Here is a 26,006-nt window from a genome sequence, read left to right on the forward strand (position 1 = left end):
GTCCTCCGGCCTATTCGGCCGCATTAATGCCGTCAACCACGACCTTGAGCTGAGCTACACGGTCGGCAATGGGAGTGCGGGCCGCTTCCGGGCGGCTGACCCGCGCCATCACTTCCTCCTTGGGACCGAATGCGATCATCCGGCCGTCCTGCATCATCAGGACGAAATCGCACACCGCCAGAACGCCGGACCGATGTGCGATGACAACGACGATGCCCCCGCGTGCGCGCACGCTCATGATTGCCGCACTCAGCGCCCGTTCGCCCTCTTCGTCGAGATTGGAGTTCGGTTCGTCGAGCACGACAAGGAAGGGCTCGCCGTAAAGCGCCCGTGCAAGCGCGATACGTTGTCTCTGGCCGGCCGAGAGCGATGCTCCCCCGTCGCCGATTTCAGTTTCGTAGCCGTTCGGCAGACGCAGAATGAGATCATGAACGCGCGCCGCCCTTGCTGCGGAAACCACCGCCTCGGGTGACATGTCCTTGGCGAAGCGACAGATATTCTGCGCGACGGTGCCTGAGAAGAGCTCCACGTCCTGCGGGAGATAGCCGATATGCCGGCCGAGCGCGTCTATATCCCACTGGTCGAGCGCTGCGCCGTCAAGGCGAATGGAACCTCTGAAGGACGGCCAAATGCCCATCATCGCACGCGCCAATGAAGACTTGCCAGAGGCGCTGTAACCGATGACCCCGAGCGCGCTCCCTGCCCTCAAGCCGAAGCTGACATCGGAAATGACCAGGCGCTGGCCTGCCGGCGGGCCGCTTGCCAGCCCCTCGACGGTGACCTGCTTGGACGGAGCCGCAAGCGCAAGCGGAGCTGGAATTTCCGGAATGGTTTTCAGCAGATTGGAAAGCCGCGCCCAGCTTTGCTGTGCGGAAACGAAACCGCGCCAATTTCCGATCGCTGCTTCCACGGGCGCCAGAGCGCGGGACGTCAGGATGGAACCGGCAATGATGATGCCCGAGGAGGCCTGTCCCTGAATGACCAGGATGGCGCCGGTCGCAAGCGTCCCCGATTGCAGGGCGATGCGGAAGATCTTCGACAGGGTCGCATATCCGTTACCGACATCCGAGGCCTGCCGGGTGATCGTGCGGTACTCCTCGTTCTTTCGATCCCAGATCTCCGCCATCGTGCCGGCCATGCCCATCGCATGGATGACTTCGGAGTTGCGGATCGAAGTCTGGGCAAAGGCATTCCGCATGTTGCCGGCGTCGGACTGCTTTTTTGAAAGCGTCCGCGTTCCCTGGTTGGTGAGGAACGTCAGGATGGCGAGGATCAGCGATCCACCGATCGCGATATAGCCGATCGCCGGATGGAACATGAAACAGATCACGATATAGAAGGGCAGCCAAGGCAGATCGAACATCGCCGTCGGGCCCATACCGGACAGGAAGGTTCTGATCTGATCGAAGTCGCGGAGTGGCTGAAGCCCGTCGCCGCCGATCTTGACCTTCAGCGGCGCCTTGATGATCGCCCGGAACACACGCCCGTTCATCGTCTCGTCGAGCGCGCCGGCAACGCGCACAAGCATCCTGCTGCGCAGGACTTCGAACGCGCCCTGGAAGGCGTAAAGAGTGAGCGCCAGTATCGCCAAGGCGGCCAGCGTCGGTATGCTTTTGCTGGGAATGACACGATCATATACCTCGAGCATGAAAAACGAGCTCGTGAGATAGAGGATATTGATAAGCGCGCTTGCTATACCGATAAATACAAGACCACCTTTACATTTCCGCAAGGCTTTGGACGGCTCGCTGACATCAGCTGCTGAACTCTGAAACACCAATATTAATCCCTCTCTTGCCACATCGCACGCAAACAAACACGCCCGCACACGTTGCAGCTTCAGGCCATCACGCCCGATCAATGATATGGCTACTTGGATCCCGGCGCTGGCGCCGAACTTCCGCTTGCAAGCCAGAGCTTATTATGTGAATCGCACCAAAAAATGACCAAAAAACCCAATTTATAGCGAGCGATTTCAGGGGCTCTAGATTAACGCTACGCTAAATATACCGGCAGAAGCAAGTGAAAATTGCAAATCGCCCAATAACGGCTCAGCGCGGCTACCGCTTTGCGCGCATAAACACGATATTTACTAGGGGATTAACTATATTTGCAATCTATAGTTTGCTTAACTATGAGCCGCTAACATATTTTGTGACTGCCCGTCCTGCCCTCTCGCCGGTTCGAATACGGCGAAAATTTGTTAACCAAGCCAAGCATCGAAGGAAGCCGGCCGGCGCCGATACTATCATGACACATCTCACGCCAGGAGGTGTGAGAGATGGCTGGCGTGGAATGCATCCACATTGATGGCGATGCTCAAGTTATCCGAGTCCATGTGCGAAGCGCCGTCGGAGATCTTGTACTGGAAGGACTCGCTGACCTTTCCGCTGAGACCATGGAGTTTCGCAGCATCGACCGTGTAGCTGTAGTCGCCGTCGCTTTCCACGTGGATGACGCCGTATTTCCCCGTCAGCGTCAGGCCGTGCTTATCCATCGCAACGTCACCGAAGCGGCGCAGCAGCAAGGTGCCATTGGCCGCGCTGTCGTTTTCGAGAAGATTGCCATGATAGGCGCGGCCCGTGTCGGCCGAGATCTTCAGACTGTCATGGACTGCGGCAATCGTCGGAACGGGAACTGAAGGCGGAGATGTGACGTGAGCCTCGCCAGTCGGCGCCGGAGTGCTTGTCTGCGGCTGCGCAGGCACCTCGACATGCGGCGCGGGGTTTGCGTGATTGTCGAGTTCGGCCTGCGCCTGCTGCAACGACTTGTTGTCGCTGACGGAGAACGTGTTCTGAGCGGCGATTGCGGCGGGCATCGTCAGTGTCGGCACCACGCTGTCTATGATATTGTCGTGGAAGGAGCCTGAAGCGGCCCTGTCCACCTTCAGCGCCGACGAGGACAGGCCCTCGAAGACGTTGTCGTGGATATCGATATTCTCGCGGAGATAATTCGGATAGCCGACGGCACTGACCAGCACCCCGTACACACCGCCATGCACATAATTTCCGCTGACATCGTAGTTCTTCGCATTACCTTGATCGCCAAGGCCAATGCCATAGGACCAGCTATACCCGCCATACCCTGAAATATCGTTGTCATGGATAGCGATATTCGTGCCCGCCTGGGCGCTCAGCCCGAAGCCGCCGCCGATCAGCGTGTTGCCCTCGACTACGGCATTCTGAGCTCGGATCAGCACCAGCACACCCTTGGCACTGTTCGTCTCCGTCTGTTCCAGATGATTGTCCTTGACCAGGATATTGCTGCTGTCGTTGAGCTGGATGGCGTCTGCCGTACCGCCCTGGCTGTTGGTGACGGTATTGTTGACGAGCTTGACGCCGTTGACCTTATCCATCCAGATGCCGTCGGCATGCACGCCGGTCAGCCTGCTGTTCTCGATCGTGATGTTCTGGCTGTTTTGAAAGCTGACTGAACCGGGGTTTCCCGAAAGGCCGGTATTCGTCACTTCGACGTTGCGGACCGTCCAGTTCGAAACATTGCCCGCATATATCGCATTGCCGCCGGTATCGGAGATCTTGATGTTTTCGATGACGATATTCGACGCTTTGGAACCATGGATACCATCGCTGCTGCTGTGAATGACCGGGGCATCGCCAATGCCATAACTCCCGATGGTGATCGGCGCGACGATACTGCCCGAATATTTCAAGTCGAACTGCTCGTTGAACACGCTTCCGGCGGCAAGCAGCACCTTGTCACCGGGGTTCAGCCTCAGTGATTCCACGGCAGACAACGTCGCAAAAGCGGAACCCTCGCTGATTCCGCTATTACGGTCGGACCCTGTCGCTGAATTCACATAGTAGACGGTCATGCGGCGATCTCCCTGGATACTGGAAAATCTTCTAGCCGCGGACCTCTCTCTGCTTGCTAAAATGAAACACTAAAATGCGTGCTATTTTGCGTCAATTCTTGAATATCGACCAAAAATATTTTTGTCGTTTGCATCAAAACAAGGTTGCACTGCACAATTCATACCTTATTTATTGAGCAACTGCGTTAGACGTCATCATTTTTCAAGTCACAAATGGCAGATATGCTTTCATGCCAAAATTTCCGAACATTACATTTGAAATATACTTAAAACTTAAATCACGTCGCTCGATCAGCCGAAGGAGCGCATGGAAAAAGTCGGGTAACGAATTGAAACCGTCATGTTCCGTCGATAACCCAAAGTGATTATAGCGAAATTTGATCTGGGATACCTAGAGGCGATCGTATTCGCATCAATTGTTGCCGAATAAAGACACTTGGATTTAAATGAAATATGAATTCATTTCTGCGCCACAGTGCCTTCACATATTATTAATGGAATAATATCCAAGCCTTTCATTACCTTATGCGCATTGTACATGTGCCATTATTGGGCGAAATACCAAATTGTGTTAATTTTGTGTTAATTATGCGCTTGACTATCTGTATTAAGATATCCTTAATCGACCCGCTCGCTGAAGTTCAGGACTTGACCAGCGAAGATCAATTCAAGGAGAGACCCCGATGGCCGTTCACGCAACCGACGATACTGCGACATTTCTAGAAACAGACGTTATCTCAGGGAACCTGCTGACCAACGATACATCCGACGGAAATCTGTTCCTGCGCGCCTTCGACCAGCAGAGCGTCGGCGCCAAGCAGGGCAACAATCAGGTCACCGCAATCCAGGGTGATTATGGCACGTTCTACGTCAAGCCGGACGGCAGCTACACCTATGTTCTCAGTGCGGCAGCAAAGATCGGTTTCACCAACGGCGAAACGCTGACTGAAAAAGTCTCCTACAAGATCTCCGACGGTGCCGGACATACCGATTTCGGCCTGTTCACGCTGAACATTCAGGGCGTAACCCAGGTTAAGCCGATCGCTGTCGACGACCACTTCAGCTTCAACGAAGGCGACCTCATCAGCGGCAACGCGCTCGCTAACGACATTCCCGGCGACAACGGCAAGCTCTTCCTCCGCCAGTTCGATGGCGTCAACGTCAATGGGAACAACGGCGCAATCACCGACATTGCCGGCACTTATGGCACGTTCCACGTCAAGGCGAACGGCGAATTCACCTATGAGCTGACCTCGGATATCGCTCCGGGTGATCATGTCACGGAAACCGTTCAGTACTACAAGATTTCCGATGGCCAAGGTCACACGGACGTAGGTGTTCTGACGCTCAACGTCACCGGCACGGACGTCGTTTCCGGCGCCAGCGTCTAATCATCAATGAGGAGCCGCACGTCCGATAAGACGCGCGGCGCTCAACCATCGATACTGCGTAGGCAGCGCCCGCCGCGTAAACGGCGGGCGTTGCCGCGTTTATTAGGTGTCAGTTTCGCGAAAACTCTGGCTGCCGGCATCGCATCTGACGAGTGCTGATGCCTCGCCTTCGTCACGGTAACATTACCTGCTGCAGCGCTGCCGGAAACGCGCTGTCGATCCTTCCCCGACTTTCATCCAGGTCCCATCGAAGATCGGGCGGAGTTGCGGGCTGATGTTTTTTATGGTGGCGTTCACCCTGCAACGGTCGCCAAGTTTCAGCATCGTCGTGAGGTCGCTGTCGAGCGCACTGCTTGCGGCCAGAAGCGTTGCATCCGTCAGATTGTTCCAGAAATAAAAGCGCGTTAGAATCATCGACTCGTCATAGGGCGCCAAGGCAACGGAACGCCTCATCATCCCCGCAGTCGCCTGCGGCTCTTCCGCAATTGTCGACTGCACGGCCGCAAGGCGAGCCCAGAAATTAGCGTTCGTCGGCATGCAGGAAAGCGCATACTGCAGATACTGCTGCGCAGACGATGCGGCAGCGGTCCATGCTTCGTAGTCGACATTGACATTCTGCCGATCGAGCTGCGCCAGAACGAGTGTAACGCCGACGGCGACGATATCCGACCGACAATAATGTCCGTCGACTACTTCAATGGTGCGAGATGCGTATTTGGCCACGATGTCATCCGTGACGGCGTCACCGCGCTCGATCCTTTCCGCGACAATCGAGATACTGGCCGTTCTTATCGAAGCATAGAGCTCTCGACCGGCCAGCACCGCAAAGACGATGGCGACGACAACGAAAACGATCCTGGTAACCGAAACGGACCGACCGCGAAGCATCAGCTTTCGGTATAGTACCGCGAATAACGCTTATAATAATATTCGCTCGAGCCGAATGTCCGGTAAAGCTTCATCTGGGCGGGATCGACCTTGGTCAGGATCGCACCAACACATTTCGTGTAGAGATCCGGTTCGGACAGCAGGGTCGACTGAACCACCTTGCGCGAGGTCTTCCCCCACTCGATCACGAACACGACGGCATCGAGCTTCGGATTGATGGCACGCGCATCCACGACCGGCGCCAGCGGAGGCAGATCGACGACAACGTAGTCGAAGCTTTGACGCGCCATTTCGAGAAGCTGGTCCATGCCACGCGATGCCAGCAGCTCCGAAGAGTGCGGAACGCGATAGCGTGCTACCGTCGGCAGGAATGCAAGCTTCGTCTTGGGGTCGAGAAGGATGAGATCCTTGAGCGGGCGGTTGTCGACGATAGCCTCAAGCAAGCCGGCTTCCGCATGGCGGCCGATGGCCCTGGTCGCTCCGGGATTTCGCATATCTCCGTCGATCAGCAGGCAACGCGCGCCCTGCATTGCCAGAAGCTTGGCAAAGTTGATGGCTGTCGTCGACTTACCCTCACCGGGCAGGCTCGATACGACGCCGATAACCTTGCAGCGCTGGTCAGCCGCACTGATGTCGATGGCAATCTTGGCGCTCCGAAGCGTCTCGGCGAATGCCGAGAGCGGGTGTTCCTCGACATAAGTCGTGGTCTTGCCACCCTTGGCGATGCTTCGCGGATTGCCCGGGTCGACCAGCGTCGGATCGTCGACGTTATTTTCGATCAACGGCATCACGCCGAGAGATTCGACGTCGAGCATATCCTTGACGTCATCGCCGGTGCGGAAGAACCGGTCGCGGAACTCGCGGAATGCAGCGATGCCGCTTCCGAAGGTGCATCCGAGGAACATTGCAAGCGCGATGACGAGGCTTCTCTTCGGAGCGCTCGGCTTCGTCGGAGTTTCCGCACTCGTGATGATGCGTGCGGCAGTGATTGGGAAGCTTTGCTGCTGGATGGCTTCCTGGTAGCGGGTCAGGAAGTTCTGATAGAGATTCTTGTAAGTGTCGCGCGTCCGCTCCAGCTCGCGAAGCTGCACCTGGGTTTCGCCGGCCGTTGCGGCCACGCCCGTCGCCTGCGTGACACTGTCGCGCAGGGACGTTTCCCGCGATTTCGCCACTTGCAGTTCGCTCTGATAGCTCTCGGCGATGCGGTTCAACTCATCGAACATGAGCCGTTCATACTCGGCCATTTCCGCGCGCAGACGAACCGCCTGGACGTGATCAGGCCCAAGCCGCGCCTCGATTTCGGCCTCGAGCTTCGAAGCCTCCAGATATTTCTTGCGAAGGTCGTTGGAAATGGAACTGTCGAGCACGTCGGTGACGATCGCGTCGGTCTGCTTGGCGTCAATGATCGACTTGATGCGGTTATATTTTGCTTCGGCCTGTGCCGTCGCCGCCTGAGCGCCGATCAATTGGCTGTTCAGCTCGGAGAGCTGCTGTTCACTGAGCAGCGTGCCGGCTCCTGCCTCGACCAGCCCATGCTCGCTGCGGAACTTCTGGACCGCAAGGTCGGTATCGAGCGCTTGCTGCCGGAGCTCTTCGATGCGCTCCTGCAGCCATTCGCCGGCCCGGCGCGTCGCCTCGTATTTCGAATTGAGCTTGTCGACCAGATACACGTCGGCGATGGCCGCCGCGATCTGACGCGCCAGATCGGGGGATGGCGAGGTATAGCTGACGTCTAGAACGTAGGATTTGCCCACACGTTCGACATCGATGTTGCCTGCAACGGTCTCCGCGGCGTTTCGGCGCCTCATATCCGCATCGGGCGCAACAGCCGCATCATCGGCGAACCATGATTTGAAATTGACGAAGGATTTCAGCGTTGCGACCGAAAACAGCGAATTCTTGGGTGCCATGAAATCCGGATTGTCGACGAGCTTCAGCTTATCGACAACGGCGTAGGCTATTGTGTCGGACTTCAACAGCTCGACCTGGCTGAGGACCGTGCCCTCGTCGTCGTCCAGCTGGCCGAACGCCGCCAGCTGGTTGATCACTTGATTGTCGCTGCGGTCGATCAGGACGCTGGTGTCGGCGGTATAAACCGGAACCGCCGTGATGACATACACGATGCCGAGAACGCCAAAGGCGACGGCGCACGCCGCAACGATCCGCCACTGACGGCGGGCAATCGCGATGAGCTTATCGAAATCGATGAAATCAGCTTCGTTTCCCGTATCGCGGGAAGGGTCGATACGTGGCGTGAGTTTATCTGGTGACAGCAATTTCGATCTCCAACAAAGGCATCAAGTGCCAAGATCTACGGGCAATTCCAGCTATTGTATGACCGGGACGCTCTGACTCGTCGACTCTGTCGCGTCAGAGGACAATTGGCCGCGAGAAACCCTCAGCGTACCGGCAGTCGTGGCGGCGCCTTCAAACGGCGTACCGTCGTCCGAGCCCGGCCCCGTCCGGCCGATCGACCCATCGTTGCCGATGCCGGATGCGGCGGCTGTGGTGCTTCCACCCGGGCCGAGCGCCGCGGTTCCGCCTTCGGCGAGAACCTTCGCAAAGGCAGCAAGCAGCGGTGCAAGGTTCGGATCGGCGCTCGCCGCCTCGGCAACGGCCTTTTCGATGGCCAGCTTGGACAGCGGATCCGTAACCTGGCAGCTGTTTGCGGCCCGCCCAAGGCCGGCACCGATAGCAGCCATCTCCGCGGCATCGGCCTTCTTGGCCTGCTCGATCACCGGCGCAAGCGCTTCATCGCTGCTCCCGACCAACGCACGGACGCGCGATGACAAAACCAGCGGGTCGGACACATCGAGCAAAGAGGCGGGATTGGCCATAAATCCGCTGACATCGACGGAGTTCAGGCTTGAAAGCCTCACGCACGCTGCCGCAAAAGCGCTCGAACTCATGCCGACAAGCGCTGCCGCCACGATTCCGCTATATGCAAGCCTACGATAAACACTCGACCTTGCCATAACTGCGCTTTCCTTCATGAAATCCGCGGCTAGACGGCCGGCTCCGATTGCTTGCAACCGGCACCGGCCCGTCTATCTCAATCAATTTCCAAGAGACCGTACAGCGTTGCGCGTATCCTTGGTATCGTCCGCAACACCGGAAATAGTGGACGATACGGAGTTCACGATGTCAAGGAACTTGACCAATTCGACAGAGTCCGAATTGGAAATATAGATAATATCCTTGTCTTCCATCTTGAATTGCTGAACGGCAAACAGGGTTGCCGGATCACGAAGATTGGCGCGGATGATCATCGGAACCGACTCGCCGGCAAATCTCGACGTATCCACATGCATCGCGGCAAGCGTCTTCTTAGGCGCAAGGCGATAGAGCAGGACCTGAGCCGGATCTGCGCGATCGTCACGCAGCCCGCCCGCCTTGGCGATTGCCTCCCCGAGGGTCAGGTCGGACTCCTCGAAATCGAAGCGCCCACTGACGCCTGCGGCGCCGAGCGCGAGGTAGGTGCGGCGCTCATGATCGACCGAGATCGTATCATCAGGCGCGACATAGATGTTTTCGGCCGGGTTTTTCAGCAGCGTATTGTAGGCGACCGTTGCGGTCTTGCCGCGGCGCTGCAGCGTCACATTCGTTTCGATATTGTTGGTCGTCAAACCACCGGCGGCGGAGATGACGTCAAGAACGCGCTCGCCGGCCGGGCTGATCTCGACGCGCTGCGGATTGTTGACATCGCCAAGCACGGCAACCTGACTGGAGCGGCTTGTCGTCGTCGTAATGACCACCTGCGGCTCGATCGCACGGCTTGCCAGCCGGTCTTCGACGTCCTGCTCCACGGTCTCCTTGAGACGACCAGCGGCCGGAACCCGTCCCGCATAGGGGATGGTGATCGTGCCATTTCTATCGATGGTCTGGCTCGGCAGCGAAATGTAATTGCCCGGTCGGCTGCCGGCATCCGACGGAATGAAGAGACCGCCGGACTGCGCTTCGAAGATGGCAACCTGAACGACGTCGCCGTAACCGAGCGGAATTTCGGGCGCTCCGCCTTTGCCGCCGCCGAAACCCTTGAAGGAGGTTGGCTGGGCAGTGGTAAAGTACGGCAGAACGTTTTTGCTGAGATCGACGAGGGCGTAATCGATGCCGACGCGCCGCTCCTTTGTCGTCACTTTTACCGTGGCATCTCGATCAACATCTTTGTGATCAGGACCGGATCTTGGCAAGGACGTGCAGCTTGCCAATATAGTCGTTAGCGCTACAACAATGGCGACGCGTGTACTACCGACAGGAAAACAACCCATAGAATAACCCGTGTTGACGCACTTTGAGCTACTGCCCCGCAATCTGACAAAATACAAGACAATCCCCGATCATAATCGCTAAAAGCCGTTTAACATTCTCTAACTGTGGCAGGTCAGCAACGCCGACCCCTTCAGCAAACGAAACGGCCCCAGCTCGACACTCTGGTGCCGGCAATAATCTAAAGGCCGCATCCGCTATAAAATTTCTTAGGTTTGAGAGTCAACCCGCGGCGCCGGGACAAGGGCATTTTCGAAAAATCTTCATAAAACCCATTCATTTAAGCCAATTATTGCTTAGGGACTACGCATATTGCCGATCCGTTTCGTTCTGGCTGCGGCCGAGGCTGATCGAAACGACGGCGCTGAGAAAGGCGGCGAAAAACACTGCGAAACCGGGGATTTGCAGCGAGAAATCGACCGCCGCGTGAAGGGCGACCAGAACCGTCGCCGCTATGCCGAGTAGGACATAGTGTCTCAGGCGCCGTCGGTCGGCGAGCCCGCGCCAAAACACCTTGGCAAGCACCGCGAAAGCTAGAAGCACCGCGACCGGGAACATTATCCCCAGGCCAAGAAATCCTTCGAGATAGAAATTATGCGCGCGGTCGAAGATCCCGAAAATCCCGCAGGCCGGATCGCGATAGGCGGAGAATACGGTCCGGAAAGTGCCGAGGCCCGTTCCCGTCAGCCAATGATCCGAAATGGCACGCCATATGCCCGGCAGAATGCAGAACCGATCATCATCCTCGAGCGGCCGCTCTTGCGCCCGCAAGATCGCCTGGCCCGCAAACATCGCCAGCAGCAGCACGACGAAACCGGCTGCCGAGAGCAGCTTCACCATCGAACGCCATTTCGGCGCCGGTTTGTACCCTCTCCTGGAGCTGCTCCAATTGAGGACAAGCCATGGAAAATAGAGGAGAGCGGCAACAAAGGTCGAAAATATTCCGGCACGCGAGCGGGTGAGCATCAGCGCGGTGAAGCAGACGCACAGAAGCAGCATGTAGATCCACGCTTTCAAGAGAAGCACGTTTCGCCCCTCTTGACCGGGCGGGTATTTTGAAAAGGAGCGGGCAATGTCCCTGACGAGCGTCAGCATCAGCAGGGTTCCGAGCCCGAGGAAGGTTGCGGCCGTATTACGGTTCACGAAGACGGCCGTCAGGCTGTCGAGATAGGCGCTTTTTTCGATGACGATCAGAATATTGGGAAACATCGAAAACTGCAGCAGCCCGAAGGCGGCGATCGCACCCGCCGAAAGCCCGAGGCCGGTGAGCACCTTTCTCGCGCGCTGATCCGTATCGCATAGGAGAAGCCCGGTCAGGAACGTGACGAAGGGCAGAGCGATTGAGAGGATCGAGGCGAGCGTGTCGCCCGGCTCTACAGAGATCGCCGCGTACTGGACCCCAGCCAGGTCACGCGCGGCACTCCAGGCGGGATTCGCCAGCCACCGGGAAGGCAGTTCGATCGTTTGGATGTACGTCCAGCCCGCCAGCACCACCAGCAGAAACAATGCTATGCTGAACACCCATCTGCTCTGTTTCGGCTCTCCGAACAGCAGTCCTGAAATGATGGCAAGAGCAAACATTCCGATTGCCGCGAAGGCGAAGGGAATGGGTGTAACGCTTCCGAACGGCACGAGCGTCAGTATAACGAGAGCGATGAAGGCGAAGAGAAGAAGCTCTCGCAAGAGGCGCCTGTTGATGAGGTTGGATAACATTTGATTTCGTTTACCAGAGCAGGCGACAATCAAAGCAACACAACCAGCGCGGTTAATATGCACGTACTAACATAAATTGCATATCAAGCGCTTGCGTGCTAAAGTGTAACAGAATTCCACATCATTTAAAATTGTCGCGAAAGGTTTAAGCCAATCGAGACAAGCCCCGGCTATGCTCCTTCAAGCAGCAGAAACGGGACAGACGTTCTGCGGCCAATACTTGGCAGATCACTAAATCGCCATGCCATTGACTGAGACAAAAGGCAAGCCTGATCTCAATCGGTTGTCCTGACGGGGATTTAAGAGATGAAGAAAACATTCGTTACACTTCTGGCATTGGCTTTTACGGCAGGCAATGCATGCTCGGCATTTGCCGCCGGCCCCGCAGGTTTGGCCCGCGGCCTCACCAGCAGTCCGACGGTCAGCTATATCTCTGAAAAAGAAAAGATCATCCCGCCCTTCGCCCAAGTACTGTTCTGTGCGCAGAACCCGGCCGAATGCCGCGACAATAATGGGCTCTCCGTCGTCACGCTTGATGACAAGCAAATGCAGCAACTGACGGATGTGAATTCCACGGTGAACCGTACGATGATCGGCCGGAACGATCCGAGCACCGAACTCAACGGCGACGTCTGGAAGGTGAATGTCCGCAGCGGCGATTGCGAAGATTTCGCGCTCACCAAGCGCAGTCGGCTGATCGCGATGGGCTGGTCGTCGCGCGCCCTGCGGATCGCCACGGCCTATACGCCATCAGGTGAAGGGCATGCGGTCCTGGTGGTCAGGACCGACAAGGGCGACCTCGTGCTCGACAACCGGAAAAGCAGCATCAAGAACTGGCGGGACACCGATCTGCGCTGGGACAAGATTCAGTCGGGAACCGACCCCTATGTCTGGTACCGGCTGTAGCGGCTGTCGCGGCCGACCAACCCATCCACCTCTTTTTGACATGGAAGTCGAGCCGGTTCTGACGAACGGCTCGACTTGTCATATCGCGCACATAAACCTATGACTTTGCTGTCGAGCGGGATAGCCGGCAGCGAATTGCGGCGCCCGAAGTTCGATTTCCGATATGGGTATCAAGCGATCTTCGATATTGTCTTTTCGCCCAGAACCAGTATGACGGACGCCATGCTGCGACGCAGCATGACGTTCTACTCTAATGATTTGAGGGAATTATGCGCATCACGATGATTGGATCAGGCTATGTCGGCCTCGTTTCAGGCGTTTGCTTCGCGGATTTCGGCCACGACGTCATCTGCGTCGACAAGGACCTGAGCAAGATCGAAGCCCTTCGCGAAGGTCGCATTCCGATCTATGAGCCGGGTCTCGATCAGCTGGTCGCCGAAAACACCAGCACCGGCCGGCTGTCCTTCTCGACGGATGTCGGCGAAAGCGTGCGTGGCGCCGACGTCGTCTTCATCGCAGTCGGCACGCCGTCCCGGCGCGGCGACGGCCATGCGGATCTGTCCTACGTATACGCGGCTGCCCGTGAGATCGCCACCTATGTGGAAGGTTTCACCGTAGTTGTCACCAAGTCGACCGTGCCGGTCGGCACTGGCGACGAGGTCGAGCGCATCATCCGCGAAACCAATCCTTCGGCAGATGTCGCCGTGGTCTCCAATCCCGAATTCCTGCGCGAAGGCGCCGCGATCGAGGATTTCAAGCGCCCCGACCGTATCGTCGTCGGCCTGAACGACGACCGGGCGCGCGAAACCATGACCGAGGTCTATCGCCCGCTTTACCTCAACCAGGCTCCCCTGGTCTTCACCACTCGCCGCACCTCCGAACTGATCAAATATGCGGCCAACGCTTTCCTCGCGATGAAGATCACCTTCATCAACGAGATCGCCGATCTCTGCGAGCGGGTTGACGCCAATGTCCAGGACGTTTCGCGCGGCATCGGTCTCGACGGCCGTATCGGCTCGAAGTTCCTGCATGCCGGTCCCGGTTACGGCGGCTCCTGCTTCCCCAAGGATACGCTTGCCCTGGCCAAAACAGCGCAGGATTTCGACGCGCCGGTCCGCCTCATCGAGACAACGATCTCGATCAACGACAACCGCAAGCGGGCAATGGGTCGCAAGGTCATTTCGGCCGTCGGCGGTGACATTCGCGGCAAGAAGATCGCCATTCTCGGACTGACCTTCAAGCCGAACACCGACGACATGCGCGACAGCCCGGCGATCGCCATCATCCAGACGCTGCAGGATGCCGGCGCCCAGGTCGTCGGCTACGATCCTGAAGGCATGGACAACGCCCGTAAGGTGATCGAGAACATCGGATATGCGAACGGCCCTTATGAAGCTGCCGCTGACGCAGACGCACTTGTTATCGTCACCGAATGGAATCAGTTCCGCGCGCTCGATTTCAATCGCCTGAAGCAGTCGATGCGCGCTCCGGTCCTGGTCGACCTGCGCAACATCTACCGCAGCGACGAAATGCGCAAACATGGCTTTGCCTATACCGGCATCGGCACCAACTTCTACCAGGACGTCACCAACGCCTGAGATGGACTTGTGATCCGATGATCGCTCAGACGCCGCGGAGATAAATCCCGCGGCGTTTTCATTTTGGGCATCCTTCAAGCCAATGTATGTCGTTGCACGACGCGCTTTAAAGTATCCCGACTCGCGTCCCCTTGATCGTCAACACCGTCAGACGGCCCGTTGCCGAAACCGCAGTGTCGATACCGATTCGTTGCGGACCAAATGTCGGGACACGAGCCGGGGTATGCCCGTGAATCACCAGGACAGGAAGCTGCGGTCCCTCGTCCAGAAAGGGCTGGCGGATCCACATCAGATCGCTGTCTTTCTGTTTGTTGAGATCGATTCCCGGCCTGACGCCCGCATGGACAAAGACGACCCTTCCCATCCGCAGCATGATCGGCAGTGATTCCAGAAATTGGATATGCCGCTCGGGGATCATGTTGCGAATGACACGGGCGATTGATTCATTTCCAGCCGCCGACTGCAGCAGATGCTCGATATCGACGCCGTAGGAGTTCAGCGTCTCCGGTCCGGCAAAACCGAGCCATTCGAGAATGCGCACTGGCTTGCGATAGAGTTTCACCAGCTCCGCATCGTGGTTGCCGCAAAGGGCGAAACGCTGGAATCCCGGCGGAGGCGCCTTGCACAGGAACTCCAGCACAGCGCTCGAATCCGGCCCGCGATCGACATAGTCGCCGAGCAGAAGGATAAGTTTAGGCCCCGGGATGCGCGCGCCGTCCTCCTCGATGCGGCGATGCGCCTCGACGAGTTCGCTGTAACATCCGTGAATATCGCTCATCGCGTAAACCGCAGCGAAGTCGCCCTCGGCAAATGTCAGCCGCGCGCGCCTGCTGCGATTGCCGACCAGTGGTAATTGTTGTCGTAATGGCCCTAGATAGTTAAACATGTAATCCATTTATGAGACCCGGCGAAATGCCGGTTGCCGGTACGATCCGTCTCTTGTTTGTCGCTGAAAAGGCAGAAGGTCCTGCCTTCACCAGAAGTTGACCGGATCGCAGCTCCATCGACATTATAACCGGAACCGATTGCCATGTTCAGGCCGGCTTGATCCTTCGTCATCCCGAGAGTCGGCTCGCCTGGCTCGTCGCGGCGATGACATTGGAGGAAGCCGCTCTGATTCGTTCGAGCGCCTGCTGAATGCCGAAGCCGGTCATGGCGTGCCGATTGGTCCGCTCTGCCCCGCGCGATTCTCCGTTGTGGTTGTTCGAAACCTCGTCTTCGCGGATTTCTGGAGCGAGACCGATTCTCCGGGCGACGGATTCGCTCAGACAATTCAGTGGCGGCAGTAGAGTTAATGCCGCGAGAACCGGCAATTTGTATTCATTCATACTTGCAAGGGTGCCGCGGTTAATAGGACGCTATATTTTGATATAGGACGGTTAATCCGGCGTTAAACCGACGGCATATCGCGTAATTCGATTGAACCACCGCCGCGTCGGCTACTATTGAGAAACCCGCCTATGTCGGATTTCCACAGATTGAACTTCCCAAAAAGCTGTATAAATCAACTATAGCGATAGCGATTACAAAAAAATGAACGTTTAAGCATATGATGCTTGACGCTCCTGCGGCCCCGAATAATGATGGTGCGTTGCGATCGTGAACGACGTTCGCAAGTGGAAATCTCAGATCCAAAATTGCGGGGTGCAAAGTGGAAACTGCGGTTGATTCGAAAATGATCGAGGCCATTGCCTACGACGAAGACAGCCGGCATCTACGGGTCTACCTGACGAACGGTCAGAGACGAGAATATGAAGGCGTTCCCAAGGGGATTGTCGTCGGCTTGACGATGGCTGAATCCCCGGGGATTTTTTACATGAAGGCAATCAGGGGCAAATATCCTCCCCGCCCCTAAGGCATATCGCGCAAAACTGCGAAGCGGTTTTGCGATCATATCCTGCCGACTGATGCGACAGGAGCATGATTTCAGCAAGGATGCGGGACCGGCATTCGCCGGTCCCGCAAATCAGCTTCCGTAATCACCAAAAAAATCGCGAACCGCATCGATCTCGAGCGGCGCAATGTTGTGGCCGCCGGGGTGCCAGACCATCCTGACTTCCGCCCCGCGGTTTTTCAGATGCTCCGACAGCGCCTCGGTCAGCGGAACGGGCGCGATCGGGTCCCGCTGCCCGGCCGTTATCAGCACTCTGCGTCCGGCAAGCCCCGACCGGGTTTCGGGTTCGAACGGAATGAGCGGATGCATCAGGACCGCAGCGTCGAAGATGCCTTTTTCGATCAGCACGTTAGCGAGGATGTTGGCGCCATTCGAAAAGCCGAGCCCCAGAATATTGGAAGCCTGGCATTCCTCGGCGACCGCCTTGACATAGGCCGCCATCTTCTCCGTCGCGCGTGAGAGGTCGGCCATGTCATAGACCCCTTCCCCGGTGCGGCGGAAGAAGCGCGCGGCGCCAAATTCGGAAACGTCGCCGCGTGGTGAGAGGACCGTCCCTTCGGGCAGCAGGCCTCGGCCGAAGTCAAAGAACTGGTTTTCATCGCCGCCGGTGCCATGCAGCATCAGAAGGAGCGGTTTGCCGGGTGCACCGGCATGCAGCCGGTGCACATATCCTGTTTCGATCATGTCGGTCTCCTTAGCCTTCCAGCGGCTGCAGATGCTGCTCCAGCAGGGAGCGAAGATGAGCGTGCTGCGGCGGCAGCTTCAGGGCTTCGCCGAGATGAGCCGTATCCTCGTCGCGGTCGAAGCCGGGCTCGTTGGTCGCGACCTCGAACAGCACGCCGCCGGGCGTGCGGAAATAGATCGCCCAGAAATAATCGCGGTCGATCACCGGCGTGACCTGATAACCCGTGTCCATCAGTGCCTTGCGCACCTCGAGCTGCTTTTCGCGGTTTTCGACGGCGAAGGCGACATGGTGAACGGAGCCGGCGCCGGGAAGAGCGCGGGCGATGTTCGGCATGGTCTCGAGATCGATGAAATGGGCGCCGTTGCCGTCAGGCTTGATCAGGCGCTTGACGCCATCCCTTTCCTCCGCGACCTCGTAACCCATGAACTTCAGGAGTTCGGCCGTGCCGCCCTCGTCTCTCAGCCGCATGGCGACTGAGTGGAAACCGCGAATGGCATGATCCTCGCTGATGCCGCCATGCGTCCAGGGCAGGCGGGCGTCATCCTTGACCTCGACGAGCGCAAAACCGTCGCCATCCGGACCGGAGAAGTTCAGACGCTTCTCGCCGAAGCTTTCCTCAGCCTTCAGACCGCCGACACCGAGCGTGGCGAAGCGGTCGCTCCAGAAACCGAGCGAGCCTTGCGGAACGGAAAACACCGTCGTGCCGACTTCGCCGGTGCCGGGACGGCCCTGCGCCATCTTCGGGAACGGGAAATAGGTCATAATCGTGCCGGGTGCGCCGGTCTCGTCGCCATAATAGAGGTGATAAACATCAGGCGCGTCGAAATTGACCGTCTTCTTGACGCGGCGCAGGCCGAGCGCATGGGTGAAGAATTGATTGTTGGTGCGGGCATCCTCCGCCATCGACGTGACGTGGTGTAGACCCTTGATCTGACCGAGCATGTGAGACCCCTTTCTGGCCCGCCTCTGCGGGCTTTCGATGGATCATAAATGCTCGCTATCGGGCCCTGCGGAAAGAGCCGCAGAGCAAAACGCATTGTTTCCTTTTAGTGAACGACGACCGGTAACCGTTCACTCAACCACTATGCGGATCGGTCGGCAGCTGCCAGTCGATCGGTTCGCGCCCGCGCGACTGCAGGAAAGCATTCGCCTTGGAAAAATGCTTGCAGCCGAAAAAGCCGTTATGGGCCGAAAGCGGCGAAGGATGCGGCGCCTTGAGGACCAGATGCCGCGCCGTATCGACGAAAGCAGCCTTTCGCTGGGCATAGGAGCCCCAGAGCATGAAGACGACGGACTCGCATTCGTCATTGACCTTGCGGATGACGGCATCGGTGAAGCGTTCCCAGCCCTTCCCCTGGTGGGCGGCCGCCTGCCCTTCCTCCACGGTCAGCACGCTGTTCAGCAGGAGCACGCCCTGCCTTGCCCAATGCTCGAGAAAACCGTGCCGCGCCGGCGCAATGCCGAGATCCGTCTCCATCTCCTTATAGATATTGACGAGCGAGGGCGGTATGCGCACGCCCGGCCGGACGCTGAAGCACAGCCCATGGGCTTGCCCGAGGCCGTGATAAGGGTCCTGGCCGAGGATGACCGCCTTGACCTGTGTGACCGGCGTCAGATCGAGGGCGCGGAAATATTCGCTTCCCTTGGGGAATATCCGTTTGCCGACCTGCTTCTGTGCGACCAGGAAGGATTTGAGCTGCTGCATGTAGGGGCTTGAAAACTCCCCCTCCAGCGCAACCTTCCAGCTCTCCTCAAGACTGACGGACGTATCGCTCATCGGCAAACCCTCAGCATATGACGAAACAACGGACACATGCTTCTAGCAAAATAGCCCGGCGCCGCAATGCCTGTCAGCCGGGCAAGGGTCTATGCCTCTGAATTCAGTGGGGAAGATCGCCAAAGTCAGTCGTCCGTGTTTAACTATATGTGACCTTCGGTATTTACGCCGGCAGACGGCCTGAGTAGAAACTAGATCGTGTAATCGGAGCCATGTCTTCATATGAAATTCGGCACGAGCGGCCTTCGCGGACTTTCAGTCGATCTCAAGGGACGCGCCTCCGCCCTCTACGCGACCGCGTTCGGTAAATACCTGCTGCAGACCGGCAAGGCCCAGACCGGCGACGTCATTCTGATCGGCCGCGATTTTCGCGATTCGAGCCCTGAAATCTCGGGCAATTGCGCCGGTGCCCTGGCAGCGCTTGGCTTCCGGATATTCGACTGCGGCAACGTGCCGACACCCGCCCTTGCCCTTTATGGTCTCGAAAGCAATGCCGCCTGCCTGATGATCACAGGCTCGCACATCCCGGCGGACCGCAACGGCATCAAGTTCTATCGCCCCGACGGCGAAATCGACAAATCCGATGAGGCCGCCATCACCGCTTTGGCGGGCGAGATCGAGAAAAGCGGCGAAGCGGTGGTCCATGACCCTGCTGCGACGGAGGAGCGTGAGGCGATCTGCCGGCAGCTGTTTTTCGAGCGCAATGCGGCCCTGCTGCCGCAAGGTGCGCTCTCCGGCCTGAAGATCGGTGTCTACCAGCACAGCACCGTCGCCCGCGATCTCCTGGTCGACGTTCTCGCCCATTACGGCGCCGAGGTCACCGCTCTCGGCCGTTCGGAGAGCTTCATTCCCGTCGATACCGAAGCCGTTTCCGACGAGACGATCGCGCTGATGAAGCGCTGGGTTGCCGATCACAGATTCGATGCGATCGTCTCGACCGACGGCGACGGCGACCGCCCGCTGGTCGCCGACGAAACCGGCGCGCCGCTGCGCGGCGATCTTCTCGGCCTCGTCGCAGCCAATTTCCTCGGCGCCGGCACCGTAGTCACGCCCGTCACTTCCAACTCGGGCATCGAAGCCGCCGGTTCCTTCGCCGTCAGGCGCACACGCGTCGGTTCGCCCTTCGTCATTTCAGGCATGGAGGAGGCTGTGGCCGCAGGCGGGGATCATGTCATGGGTTTCGAAGCCAATGGCGGCCTGCTGACGGGAACGCCTTTCGATATCAACGGCCGCAACGTACGCGCCTTGCCGACACGCGATTGCTTTGTCCCGATGCTCGCGATCCTGTCGCTCGCCGCCATTCGCAGAGAGCCGCTCTCCGCCATTGCCGCCTCCTATCGCCTGCCCTTTGCCGCGGCCGACCGTCTGGAGAATTTTCCCGTCGAAACGAGCGCGGCGCTGATGGCGCATCTGCGCGCCTCGGATGAAAATCTTTCCGCCTTCCTGCGGCCGATCGGCGATGTGGCGGCAAAATCCGACATTGACGGCCTTCGGGTGACGCTGAGCGACGGGGGGATCATCCATTTCCGCCCGTCCGGCAATGCGCCTGAGATGCGCTGCTATGTGGAGTCCAAGAGCGAAACCGCAGCGCTGGACCTGCTGAAGGCAGGGCTCAACCGAATAAAAGAGTGGGCAAGCGCCCGGTAAACATGCGACGAACACGTAATTCGAGGAAACCGCCTATGACGCAGAAAATCGTTCCCGTGATCATGGCCGGCGGCAAAGGCACGCGGCTCTGGCCGCTTTCCCGTGCCACCGCGCCGAAGCAATTCATCCAGTTCGTCGGCGCCAAGACGCTGTTTCAGGAAACGCTCGACCGCGTTTCCGATCCGGCGCTTTATGAAGCGCCGATCGTCGTCACCAATGAGGATTTCCGCTTCCTCGTCGCCGAACAGGCCCGCGAGCTTGGCATTCCGCTCGCCGCCGTGCTGCTCGAGCCGGTGGCTCGTAACACCGCCGCTGCGGTGGCCGCGGCAGCCACACTCGCCGCCGAGCTTTTCGGCAAGGACACGATCATCCAGATGCTCGCTTCGGATCACGAGATCCTCGCCGACAAGAGCTATTTCGATTGCATCCGCATCGCCCGCGATGCCGCGGCAGACGGCAAGCTCGTCACTTTCGGCATCAATCCCACCGAGCCGGCGACCGGTTATGGTTATATCGAGATCGGCGAGGCGCTCAAAAACGGTGCCCACAAGGTCAGCCGCTTCGTGGAAAAGCCGGCCCTTGAGAAAGCCGAGCAGATGCTCGCCGACGGCGGCTTCTACTGGAATTCCGGCATCTTCATGTTCCCGGTGGGAGAGCTGACTGCTGAACTTCAGGAATATGCGCCCGACGTGCTGAAGGCGGCAAGCAAGGCCGTTTCCAAGGCAACCCGCGACCTCGACTTTACCCGCCTCGACGCCGACCATTTCGCCAAGTGCCCCGACATCTCCATCGACTATGCGATCATGGAGAAGACTTCCAAAGCCGCCGTTGTCCCATCGCCATTCCGGTGGTCGGATATGGGCAGCTGGGACGCCGTCTGGAAATCGGGCAAACGCGACGACAACGGCAATGTCGCGGCCGCCAATACGACCGTCGTCAATACCCGCAATTCGCTCGTCATGACCCATGGGGTGCATCTGGCCGTCCAGGGCATGGACGATGTCGCCGTCATCGCCAGCGAGGACGCCGTCTATGTCGGACCGCTCAAGGACAGCCAGAACGTCGGACAATTGGTCAAGATGCTGGCCTCGTCTTCCGCCACAGCGAAATTCGCCGAAACCCACCCGACATCCTACCGCCCCTGGGGCGGCTACACCTCGATCCTCAACGGCGACCGCTTCCAGGTAAAGCGCATCTTCGTCACGCCGGGCAAGAAGCTTTCGCTGCAGAAACACCACCATCGCTCGGAACACTGGATCGTCGTCAAGGGAACGGCCGAGGTGACGGTCGGCGAGAGCGTGAAGATGCTGCGTGAGAACGAAAGCGTCTATATCCCGCTCGGCGAAGTTCACCGCCTCGCCAATCCCGGCAAGATTCTCCTCGAGCTCATCGAGGTGCAGACGGGCTCCTATCTCGGCGAGGATGACATCATCCGCATCGTCGACGAATTCGGAAGAACCTGAGACAGAAAGCCGAAACGGTGGGCCGAATGGCCCGCCCCTCCGGCATGGTCACCGCCCCTGTTGAATTCCCTCTCGGGATTCTCATAGAATGAACATGCCGACAGACCTGACAGGAGATGTTCCCTGATGCGTACCCTGCCCGCCCTCGCCGGCTTTCTTTCGATCATGCTGCCGGCAATGGCCTTTGCCGGAAACCCGAGCATGCGCGCTGCAAGCGAGTCGGAAATTCGTAGCCACCTGCCGGGCACGGCCGAGCTGAAAGAGGGCAAGAACGGCTACGAATATCGCGAGGGCAACAAGAACGGCTATAAGATCAACAATGGTCAGGTCTGCGTGCTGTTTCCCAACAAGTCGACCGACTGTGTCAGCGTGAAAACCGACGGCAAGAACTTTCAGATGATTGACAAGAAAGGCGGCCGGACGAAATTCTGATCGCCCATGCGGATTTGACCTCGCCCCGAAGCTGACTGCTGCTCGGGAAAGGTCAGTTCGCCGATGAAGTTTTCCCGCCGCCATCGAGCACGAATTCAGCGATCAGGCCGGAATGGTTCGAGCCGAGGCTGTCTTCGAGGCGCTTCAGCGATGTCAGGCGCAGCGGCGCGCGCGCAAATATGTGGTCGATGGCGATCCCGAGCGCGCCTGCGCCGCTCGGCCATGTTGCCGGTTCGGGCGCGATCGTGCTCATTTTCTGTTCGCGCAGAAAGCCCTGAATGCCCGGGGCAATCGCTGACGAATTGAAATCCCCCGCCAGCACGAGAGGACCGGAGACCGGGCGAAGCGCCTTGCCGAGATCTTCCAATTCGCCCACCTGGTAATCGTCGTAATAGGGTTTGGTCAGGTGCGCCGACACCAGATTGACGATTTGCCCCCCGAAATCGACGCTTGCTATGACCAGCCTGTCTTTCCGCAGGCTGCCGATGCTGGCGACCTGCTGGGTCACGAACGGGCGTTTGGACAGTACCAGCGTATCGCAGCTGTCTTTGCCGTGGTCGCAGCCGATATGGTAGGGATAGATCTTGAACAATTCCTGCAGATGGAACGTCAGCGGCTTGGCTTCGAGCAGATTGACGACATCGGCATTCGAAGCGATCACCATGTCGGTGATTGCGGTCGAGTTTTTCCAGTTGTCGATCGCGATGTTGAACGACATCAGGCGGAAAATCGGCGGCGCGTCCGCAACGCTATCGCCTTGCGAAAACTCGCGCAGCATGATTCCCCCGTGAGCAACGAGAAAAATCGAGGCAAGCAGCAGGATAAAGCCGTAGACATGTCTTCTGACGGCGAGAACGACGAGGCTCGCGACGACGAACACGACGCCAAGATGAATCTGGAAGCTATAGACGAAGGAGAGCAGCCAGAAGTTCGTGACATAGCGCAGCGACACGATCGTCATGGCAAGGGTCAGAAAGGCCGAGAGAATCCAATAAATTATGTTTCTCATCGATCCCGGTTCCGCTTGCAGACGACCGGCCGGCCATATCACGCGGACCGCAATGGTGCAATGCAGCATAATGTCCGCAGGCGAGGACCTTGCCGTCATCCGCAAGAGCGGCGCCGGACGGGCCGATGGCGCCAGCCCTTCCGCTGCGGGCCTTCTCTTTCAAAGGCCTATCGACTCGCCCTCTTTTTATCCTGTAAGTGAGGGCCACTTTATACGGAATCGGCTTTTTGCCGTCGGCAGGGAGCCGAGAAAAAGGTGGGAATGCGCTACTTCATTACAGGCACTGCCGGCTTCATCGGTTTTCATCTGGCCAGGCGCCTGCTGCAGGAAGGGCATGAGGTGACGGGCTTTGACGGCCTCACTCCCTATTACAACGTCAAGCTCAAGGAAATGCGCCACGCCGCACTCGCCCAGTTTCCGGCTTTCCGACCTGTCATCGCCATGCTGGAGGACCGGCCGGCGCTGGAGGCGGCAGTCTCCGCGGCCAAACCCGACATCCTGATCCATCTCGCCGCACAGGCCGGCGTTCGTTACAGCCTGGAAAATCCCGAGGCCTACATTCATTCGAATGTCGAAGGCTCGTGGAACATCATGGAAATCGCGCGACGCGTCGAAATCCGCCACCTGATGCTCGCCTCGACCTCGTCGATCTACGGCGCCAATGAAACCGTCCCCTTCCACGAGACCGACCGCGCCGACGAGCCGCTGACCATCTACGCCGCGACCAAGAAGTCGATGGAACTGATGGCGCACAGCTATTCCCATCTTCACAAGATCCCGACCACGGCCTTCCGCTTCTTCACGGTTTACGGTCCGTGGGGCCGGCCCGACATGGCGCTGTTCAAATTCACCAAGAACATGCTCGAAGGTCAGCCGATCGAGATTTACGGCGAAGGCAATATGAGCCGTGATTTCACCTATATCGACGATCTCGTCGAAGCGATCGTCCGATTGTCGGCCATTGCCCCGGGTGAGGAAAATCGCCTCCATAACGCGGCTGTCGAAACGCTGTCGCGCCAGGCGCCCTACCGCATCGTCAATATTGGCGGCGGCCAGCCGGTCAGCCTGATGGATTTCGTCGAAACGGTGGAAAAGGCGCTCGGCCGTCCCGCCATCCGCAAGATGCTGGCGATGCAGAAGGGCGATGTGCCGCGCACTTTCGCAGCTCCCGATCTGCTCGTCGCGCTGACCGGATACAAGCCTGATACGACATTGGATATCGGCGTCAGGGCCTTCGTCGAGTGGTATCTCGACGTGCGCGGCGAACTGGATGCCTGAAGCATCTCAAGCAAACTGCGCAGCGGTTTTATGATCGCGATACGTTTTAGCGGAGAAACGTGACCGACTGGACTGCTCCGACCGCCTTCGAAACCAGGTAGTCGATGGCAACCGTCAGGCCCTTCGAATAGGCATTGATCTCGCCCTCACCTTCGACCGCAGCCGGGCTGCGCAGCACGAAGGGAACGCTCGGCCGGACGAAACCGGCATGCGTCGTCAAGGGGACCTCGGGCGAATGGCCGATGGCGGAGGTGTACATCAGGTCCCGCGCAAGGCTGGCAGGCCCGATCGCGAAGGCCGGACCGGCGGTCGCGGTGATGGTCAGGCTCAAGGCGATGGCGGCAAGATTTTTCTGCATGTCGAAGTCCCCATTTCCTGGATCTGCGGGCTTCGCTTCGCCCGGCTCCAAGCGATCGAGGCGTCTGTCCACGCTTCGGCCGCTTTCATGAGAACACTCTACACATCAGTATTTGCAGGGCTTTTAAGCCGATCGTTCAAATTTTACGAAATTTGACTTTCTGTCCCGGATCTCCGTTCACGCGAGCGAAACGAACCATCAGCCTCGGATGTTGACGCCGCGGCACCGGTGAAATGTCGATCAACGCATGCCCCATCGCACTCTAAAGAATGCGATCCAGCTTCTTGTTGATGTGCAGGTTCGGCATCAATCCCGCGCTTTGCGCGGCATGATAGGATTCCCGGGCCGCATCGAAGGAGATCGACCACATGATGGCGCTCAGCAGGAACGCGATGATATAAATTTGGATTCGCATCAGCCTTGGGGTAGGGAAAGAGCAAGGCAGTTTTGTGTCAAAAAATGACCGCAATACTAGAAAAAATGGCAGAACCTCCGCCGCACGGTGATTGCCGCCGGACATATTGGTGTCGTCAAAATTAGCGACAGTGCCTCGCTCCCTGCTAGCAGCCGACCCCGAGGCTTGGTTCCTCCCACACCCTGAGAGTCCGTTCCCCACAGGCGCCTTTGCCTCGTCCTCCCGCGCCAGGCCGCCGGGAGGCGCATCTGCGCCGAAATCACGCGTCTCCGGTGACCGATGTCACGTTACTTTAGTATCGTCTGCCTATATGTATTGAGAGATGCGCAACCGACGATAGAGTCGGCCGAGGCCAGCATGCCTGCAAGGCAATTGCCGCCTGCAACGGACGGCATGACCGGCGCATGCCAGCCTGACGGCGCGCAATCATAATCAGGGCAACAACAAATGGGAG

Annotated in this window: 23 protein-coding genes; 8 read left to right on the top strand and 15 right to left on the bottom strand. The window is 58.3% G+C overall.

Annotated elements, in window-relative coordinates; genetic code table 11:
* Positions 1-10 precede the first annotated feature (10 nt).
* A complete protein-coding gene (locus NE852_RS17000; RefSeq protein ID WP_037175362.1) occupies positions 11-1,777 on the bottom strand; it encodes a type I secretion system permease/ATPase in 1,767 nt (588 codons plus the stop codon).
* A gap of 483 nt (positions 1,778-2,260) precedes the next feature.
* A complete protein-coding gene (locus NE852_RS17005) occupies positions 2,261-3,832 on the bottom strand; it encodes a right-handed parallel beta-helix repeat-containing protein (protein ID WP_008535901.1) in 1,572 nt (523 codons plus the stop codon).
* A gap of 683 nt (positions 3,833-4,515) precedes the next feature.
* On the opposite strand from NE852_RS17005, the gene NE852_RS17010 reads away from it, so the two are divergent.
* Positions 4,516-5,223 carry an Ig-like domain-containing protein gene (locus NE852_RS17010; protein WP_008535903.1) on the top strand — a complete coding sequence of 236 codons (708 nt, stop codon included), beginning with the start codon at positions 4,516-4,518 and terminating at the stop codon, positions 5,221-5,223.
* Positions 5,224-5,406: 183 nt separating this feature from the next.
* Here the strand turns inward: NE852_RS17010 and NE852_RS17015 are convergent, their stop codons facing one another.
* The 5 genes from NE852_RS17015 to NE852_RS17035 all read right to left on the bottom strand — a co-directional run bounded on the left by NE852_RS17015 (position 5,407) and on the right by NE852_RS17035 (position 12,090).
* Positions 5,407-6,111 (bottom strand): hypothetical protein, encoded by a 705-nt coding sequence (locus NE852_RS17015; RefSeq protein ID WP_258155866.1) that lies wholly within the window; start codon positions 6,109-6,111, stop codon positions 5,407-5,409.
* Positions 6,111-8,387, bottom strand: coding sequence for a polysaccharide biosynthesis tyrosine autokinase (locus NE852_RS17020; protein WP_008535908.1), 2,277 nt, complete (start codon positions 8,385-8,387; stop codon positions 6,111-6,113). The genes NE852_RS17015 and NE852_RS17020 overlap by 1 nt, the downstream gene beginning before the upstream one ends.
* 51 nt (positions 8,388-8,438) lie before the next feature.
* Positions 8,439-9,086 (bottom strand): hypothetical protein, encoded by a 648-nt coding sequence (locus tag NE852_RS17025; RefSeq protein ID WP_008535909.1) that lies wholly within the window; start codon positions 9,084-9,086, stop codon positions 8,439-8,441.
* Positions 9,087-9,167: 81 nt separating this feature from the next.
* Positions 9,168-10,379, bottom strand: coding sequence for a polysaccharide biosynthesis/export family protein (locus NE852_RS17030; protein ID WP_037175367.1), 1,212 nt, complete (start codon positions 10,377-10,379; stop codon positions 9,168-9,170).
* A 301-nt stretch (positions 10,380-10,680) separates the two neighbouring features.
* Complete coding sequence (locus tag NE852_RS17035) at positions 10,681-12,090, bottom strand: O-antigen ligase (RefSeq protein WP_008535912.1); 1,410 nt, start codon at positions 12,088-12,090, stop codon at positions 10,681-10,683.
* Between the two features lie 306 nt (positions 12,091-12,396).
* Between NE852_RS17035 and NE852_RS17040 the strand changes: the two genes are divergently transcribed.
* Together NE852_RS17040 and NE852_RS17045 are read left to right on the top strand one after the other, a co-directional pair.
* Positions 12,397-12,996, top strand: coding sequence for a transglutaminase-like cysteine peptidase (locus NE852_RS17040; protein ID WP_008535914.1), 600 nt, complete (start codon positions 12,397-12,399; stop codon positions 12,994-12,996).
* A 269-nt stretch (positions 12,997-13,265) separates the two neighbouring features.
* Entirely contained in the window at positions 13,266-14,594 is a 1,329-nt protein-coding gene (locus tag NE852_RS17045; RefSeq protein WP_008535916.1) for a UDP-glucose/GDP-mannose dehydrogenase family protein, read from the top strand.
* Positions 14,595-14,700: 106 nt separating this feature from the next.
* On the opposite strand, the gene NE852_RS17050 is transcribed toward NE852_RS17045, so the two are convergent.
* Both NE852_RS17050 and NE852_RS17055 read right to left on the bottom strand, forming a co-directional pair.
* Complete coding sequence (locus NE852_RS17050; RefSeq protein ID WP_037175369.1) at positions 14,701-15,489, bottom strand: metallophosphoesterase; 789 nt, start codon at positions 15,487-15,489, stop codon at positions 14,701-14,703.
* A gap of 160 nt (positions 15,490-15,649) precedes the next feature.
* Positions 15,650-15,922 (bottom strand): hypothetical protein, encoded by a 273-nt coding sequence (locus NE852_RS17055; protein WP_008535918.1) that lies wholly within the window; start codon positions 15,920-15,922, stop codon positions 15,650-15,652.
* 347 nt (positions 15,923-16,269) lie between these two features.
* Here NE852_RS17055 and NE852_RS17060 point away from each other — a divergent pair, with 347 nt between their 5' ends.
* Positions 16,270-16,449, top strand: a complete 180-nt coding sequence (locus NE852_RS17060) for a KTSC domain-containing protein (protein ID WP_008535920.1) — start codon at positions 16,270-16,272, stop codon at positions 16,447-16,449.
* A 111-nt stretch (positions 16,450-16,560) separates the two neighbouring features.
* On the opposite strand, the gene NE852_RS17065 is transcribed toward NE852_RS17060, so the two are convergent.
* The 3 genes from NE852_RS17065 to ung all read right to left on the bottom strand — a co-directional run bounded on the left by NE852_RS17065 (position 16,561) and on the right by ung (position 18,950).
* Positions 16,561-17,172: an alpha/beta hydrolase gene (locus NE852_RS17065; protein WP_008535921.1), complete on the bottom strand. Its 612-nt coding sequence runs from the start codon at positions 17,170-17,172 to the stop codon at positions 16,561-16,563.
* Between the two features lie 10 nt (positions 17,173-17,182).
* Positions 17,183-18,115, bottom strand: coding sequence for a VOC family protein (locus NE852_RS17070; RefSeq protein ID WP_008535922.1), 933 nt, complete (start codon positions 18,113-18,115; stop codon positions 17,183-17,185).
* A gap of 133 nt (positions 18,116-18,248) precedes the next feature.
* The gene (gene ung, locus NE852_RS17075; protein ID WP_258155867.1) at positions 18,249-18,950 is read right to left on the bottom strand and encodes a uracil-DNA glycosylase; all 702 of its coding nucleotides are present in this window, start codon (positions 18,948-18,950) and stop codon (positions 18,249-18,251) included.
* A 222-nt stretch (positions 18,951-19,172) separates the two neighbouring features.
* Between ung and NE852_RS17080 the strand changes: the two genes are divergently transcribed.
* The 3 genes from NE852_RS17080 (at position 19,173) to NE852_RS17090 (ending at position 22,492) form a co-directional block, all read left to right on the top strand.
* A complete protein-coding gene (locus tag NE852_RS17080; protein WP_258155868.1) occupies positions 19,173-20,597 on the top strand; it encodes a phosphomannomutase in 1,425 nt (474 codons plus the stop codon).
* Positions 20,598-20,632: 35 nt separating this feature from the next.
* The gene (locus tag NE852_RS17085) at positions 20,633-22,060 is read left to right on the top strand and encodes a mannose-1-phosphate guanylyltransferase/mannose-6-phosphate isomerase (RefSeq protein WP_258155869.1); all 1,428 of its coding nucleotides are present in this window, start codon (positions 20,633-20,635) and stop codon (positions 22,058-22,060) included.
* A gap of 126 nt (positions 22,061-22,186) precedes the next feature.
* Entirely contained in the window at positions 22,187-22,492 is a 306-nt protein-coding gene (locus NE852_RS17090) for a hypothetical protein (RefSeq protein ID WP_008535949.1), read from the top strand.
* Between the two features lie 52 nt (positions 22,493-22,544).
* Here the strand turns inward: NE852_RS17090 and NE852_RS17095 are convergent, their stop codons facing one another.
* On the bottom strand, positions 22,545-23,501 hold the full coding sequence (locus NE852_RS17095) for an endonuclease/exonuclease/phosphatase family protein (RefSeq protein WP_037175390.1): 957 nt from the start codon (positions 23,499-23,501) through the stop codon (positions 22,545-22,547).
* Between the two features lie 261 nt (positions 23,502-23,762).
* On the opposite strand from NE852_RS17095, the gene NE852_RS17100 reads away from it, so the two are divergent.
* Positions 23,763-24,779, top strand: coding sequence for an NAD-dependent epimerase (locus tag NE852_RS17100; protein WP_008535951.1), 1,017 nt, complete (start codon positions 23,763-23,765; stop codon positions 24,777-24,779).
* 46 nt (positions 24,780-24,825) lie between these two features.
* Here NE852_RS17100 and NE852_RS17105 read toward each other — a convergent pair whose 3' ends face one another.
* Both NE852_RS17105 and NE852_RS17110 read right to left on the bottom strand, forming a co-directional pair.
* A complete protein-coding gene (locus tag NE852_RS17105) occupies positions 24,826-25,137 on the bottom strand; it encodes a hypothetical protein (RefSeq protein WP_008535953.1) in 312 nt (103 codons plus the stop codon).
* Positions 25,138-25,399: 262 nt separating this feature from the next.
* The gene (locus NE852_RS17110; RefSeq protein WP_128623687.1) at positions 25,400-25,657 is read right to left on the bottom strand and encodes a hypothetical protein; all 258 of its coding nucleotides are present in this window, start codon (positions 25,655-25,657) and stop codon (positions 25,400-25,402) included.
* Between the last annotated feature and the right edge of the window lie 349 nt (positions 25,658-26,006).

Source organism: Rhizobium sp. Pop5 (assembly GCF_024721175.1).
Taxonomy (GTDB): domain Bacteria; phylum Pseudomonadota; class Alphaproteobacteria; order Rhizobiales; family Rhizobiaceae; genus Rhizobium.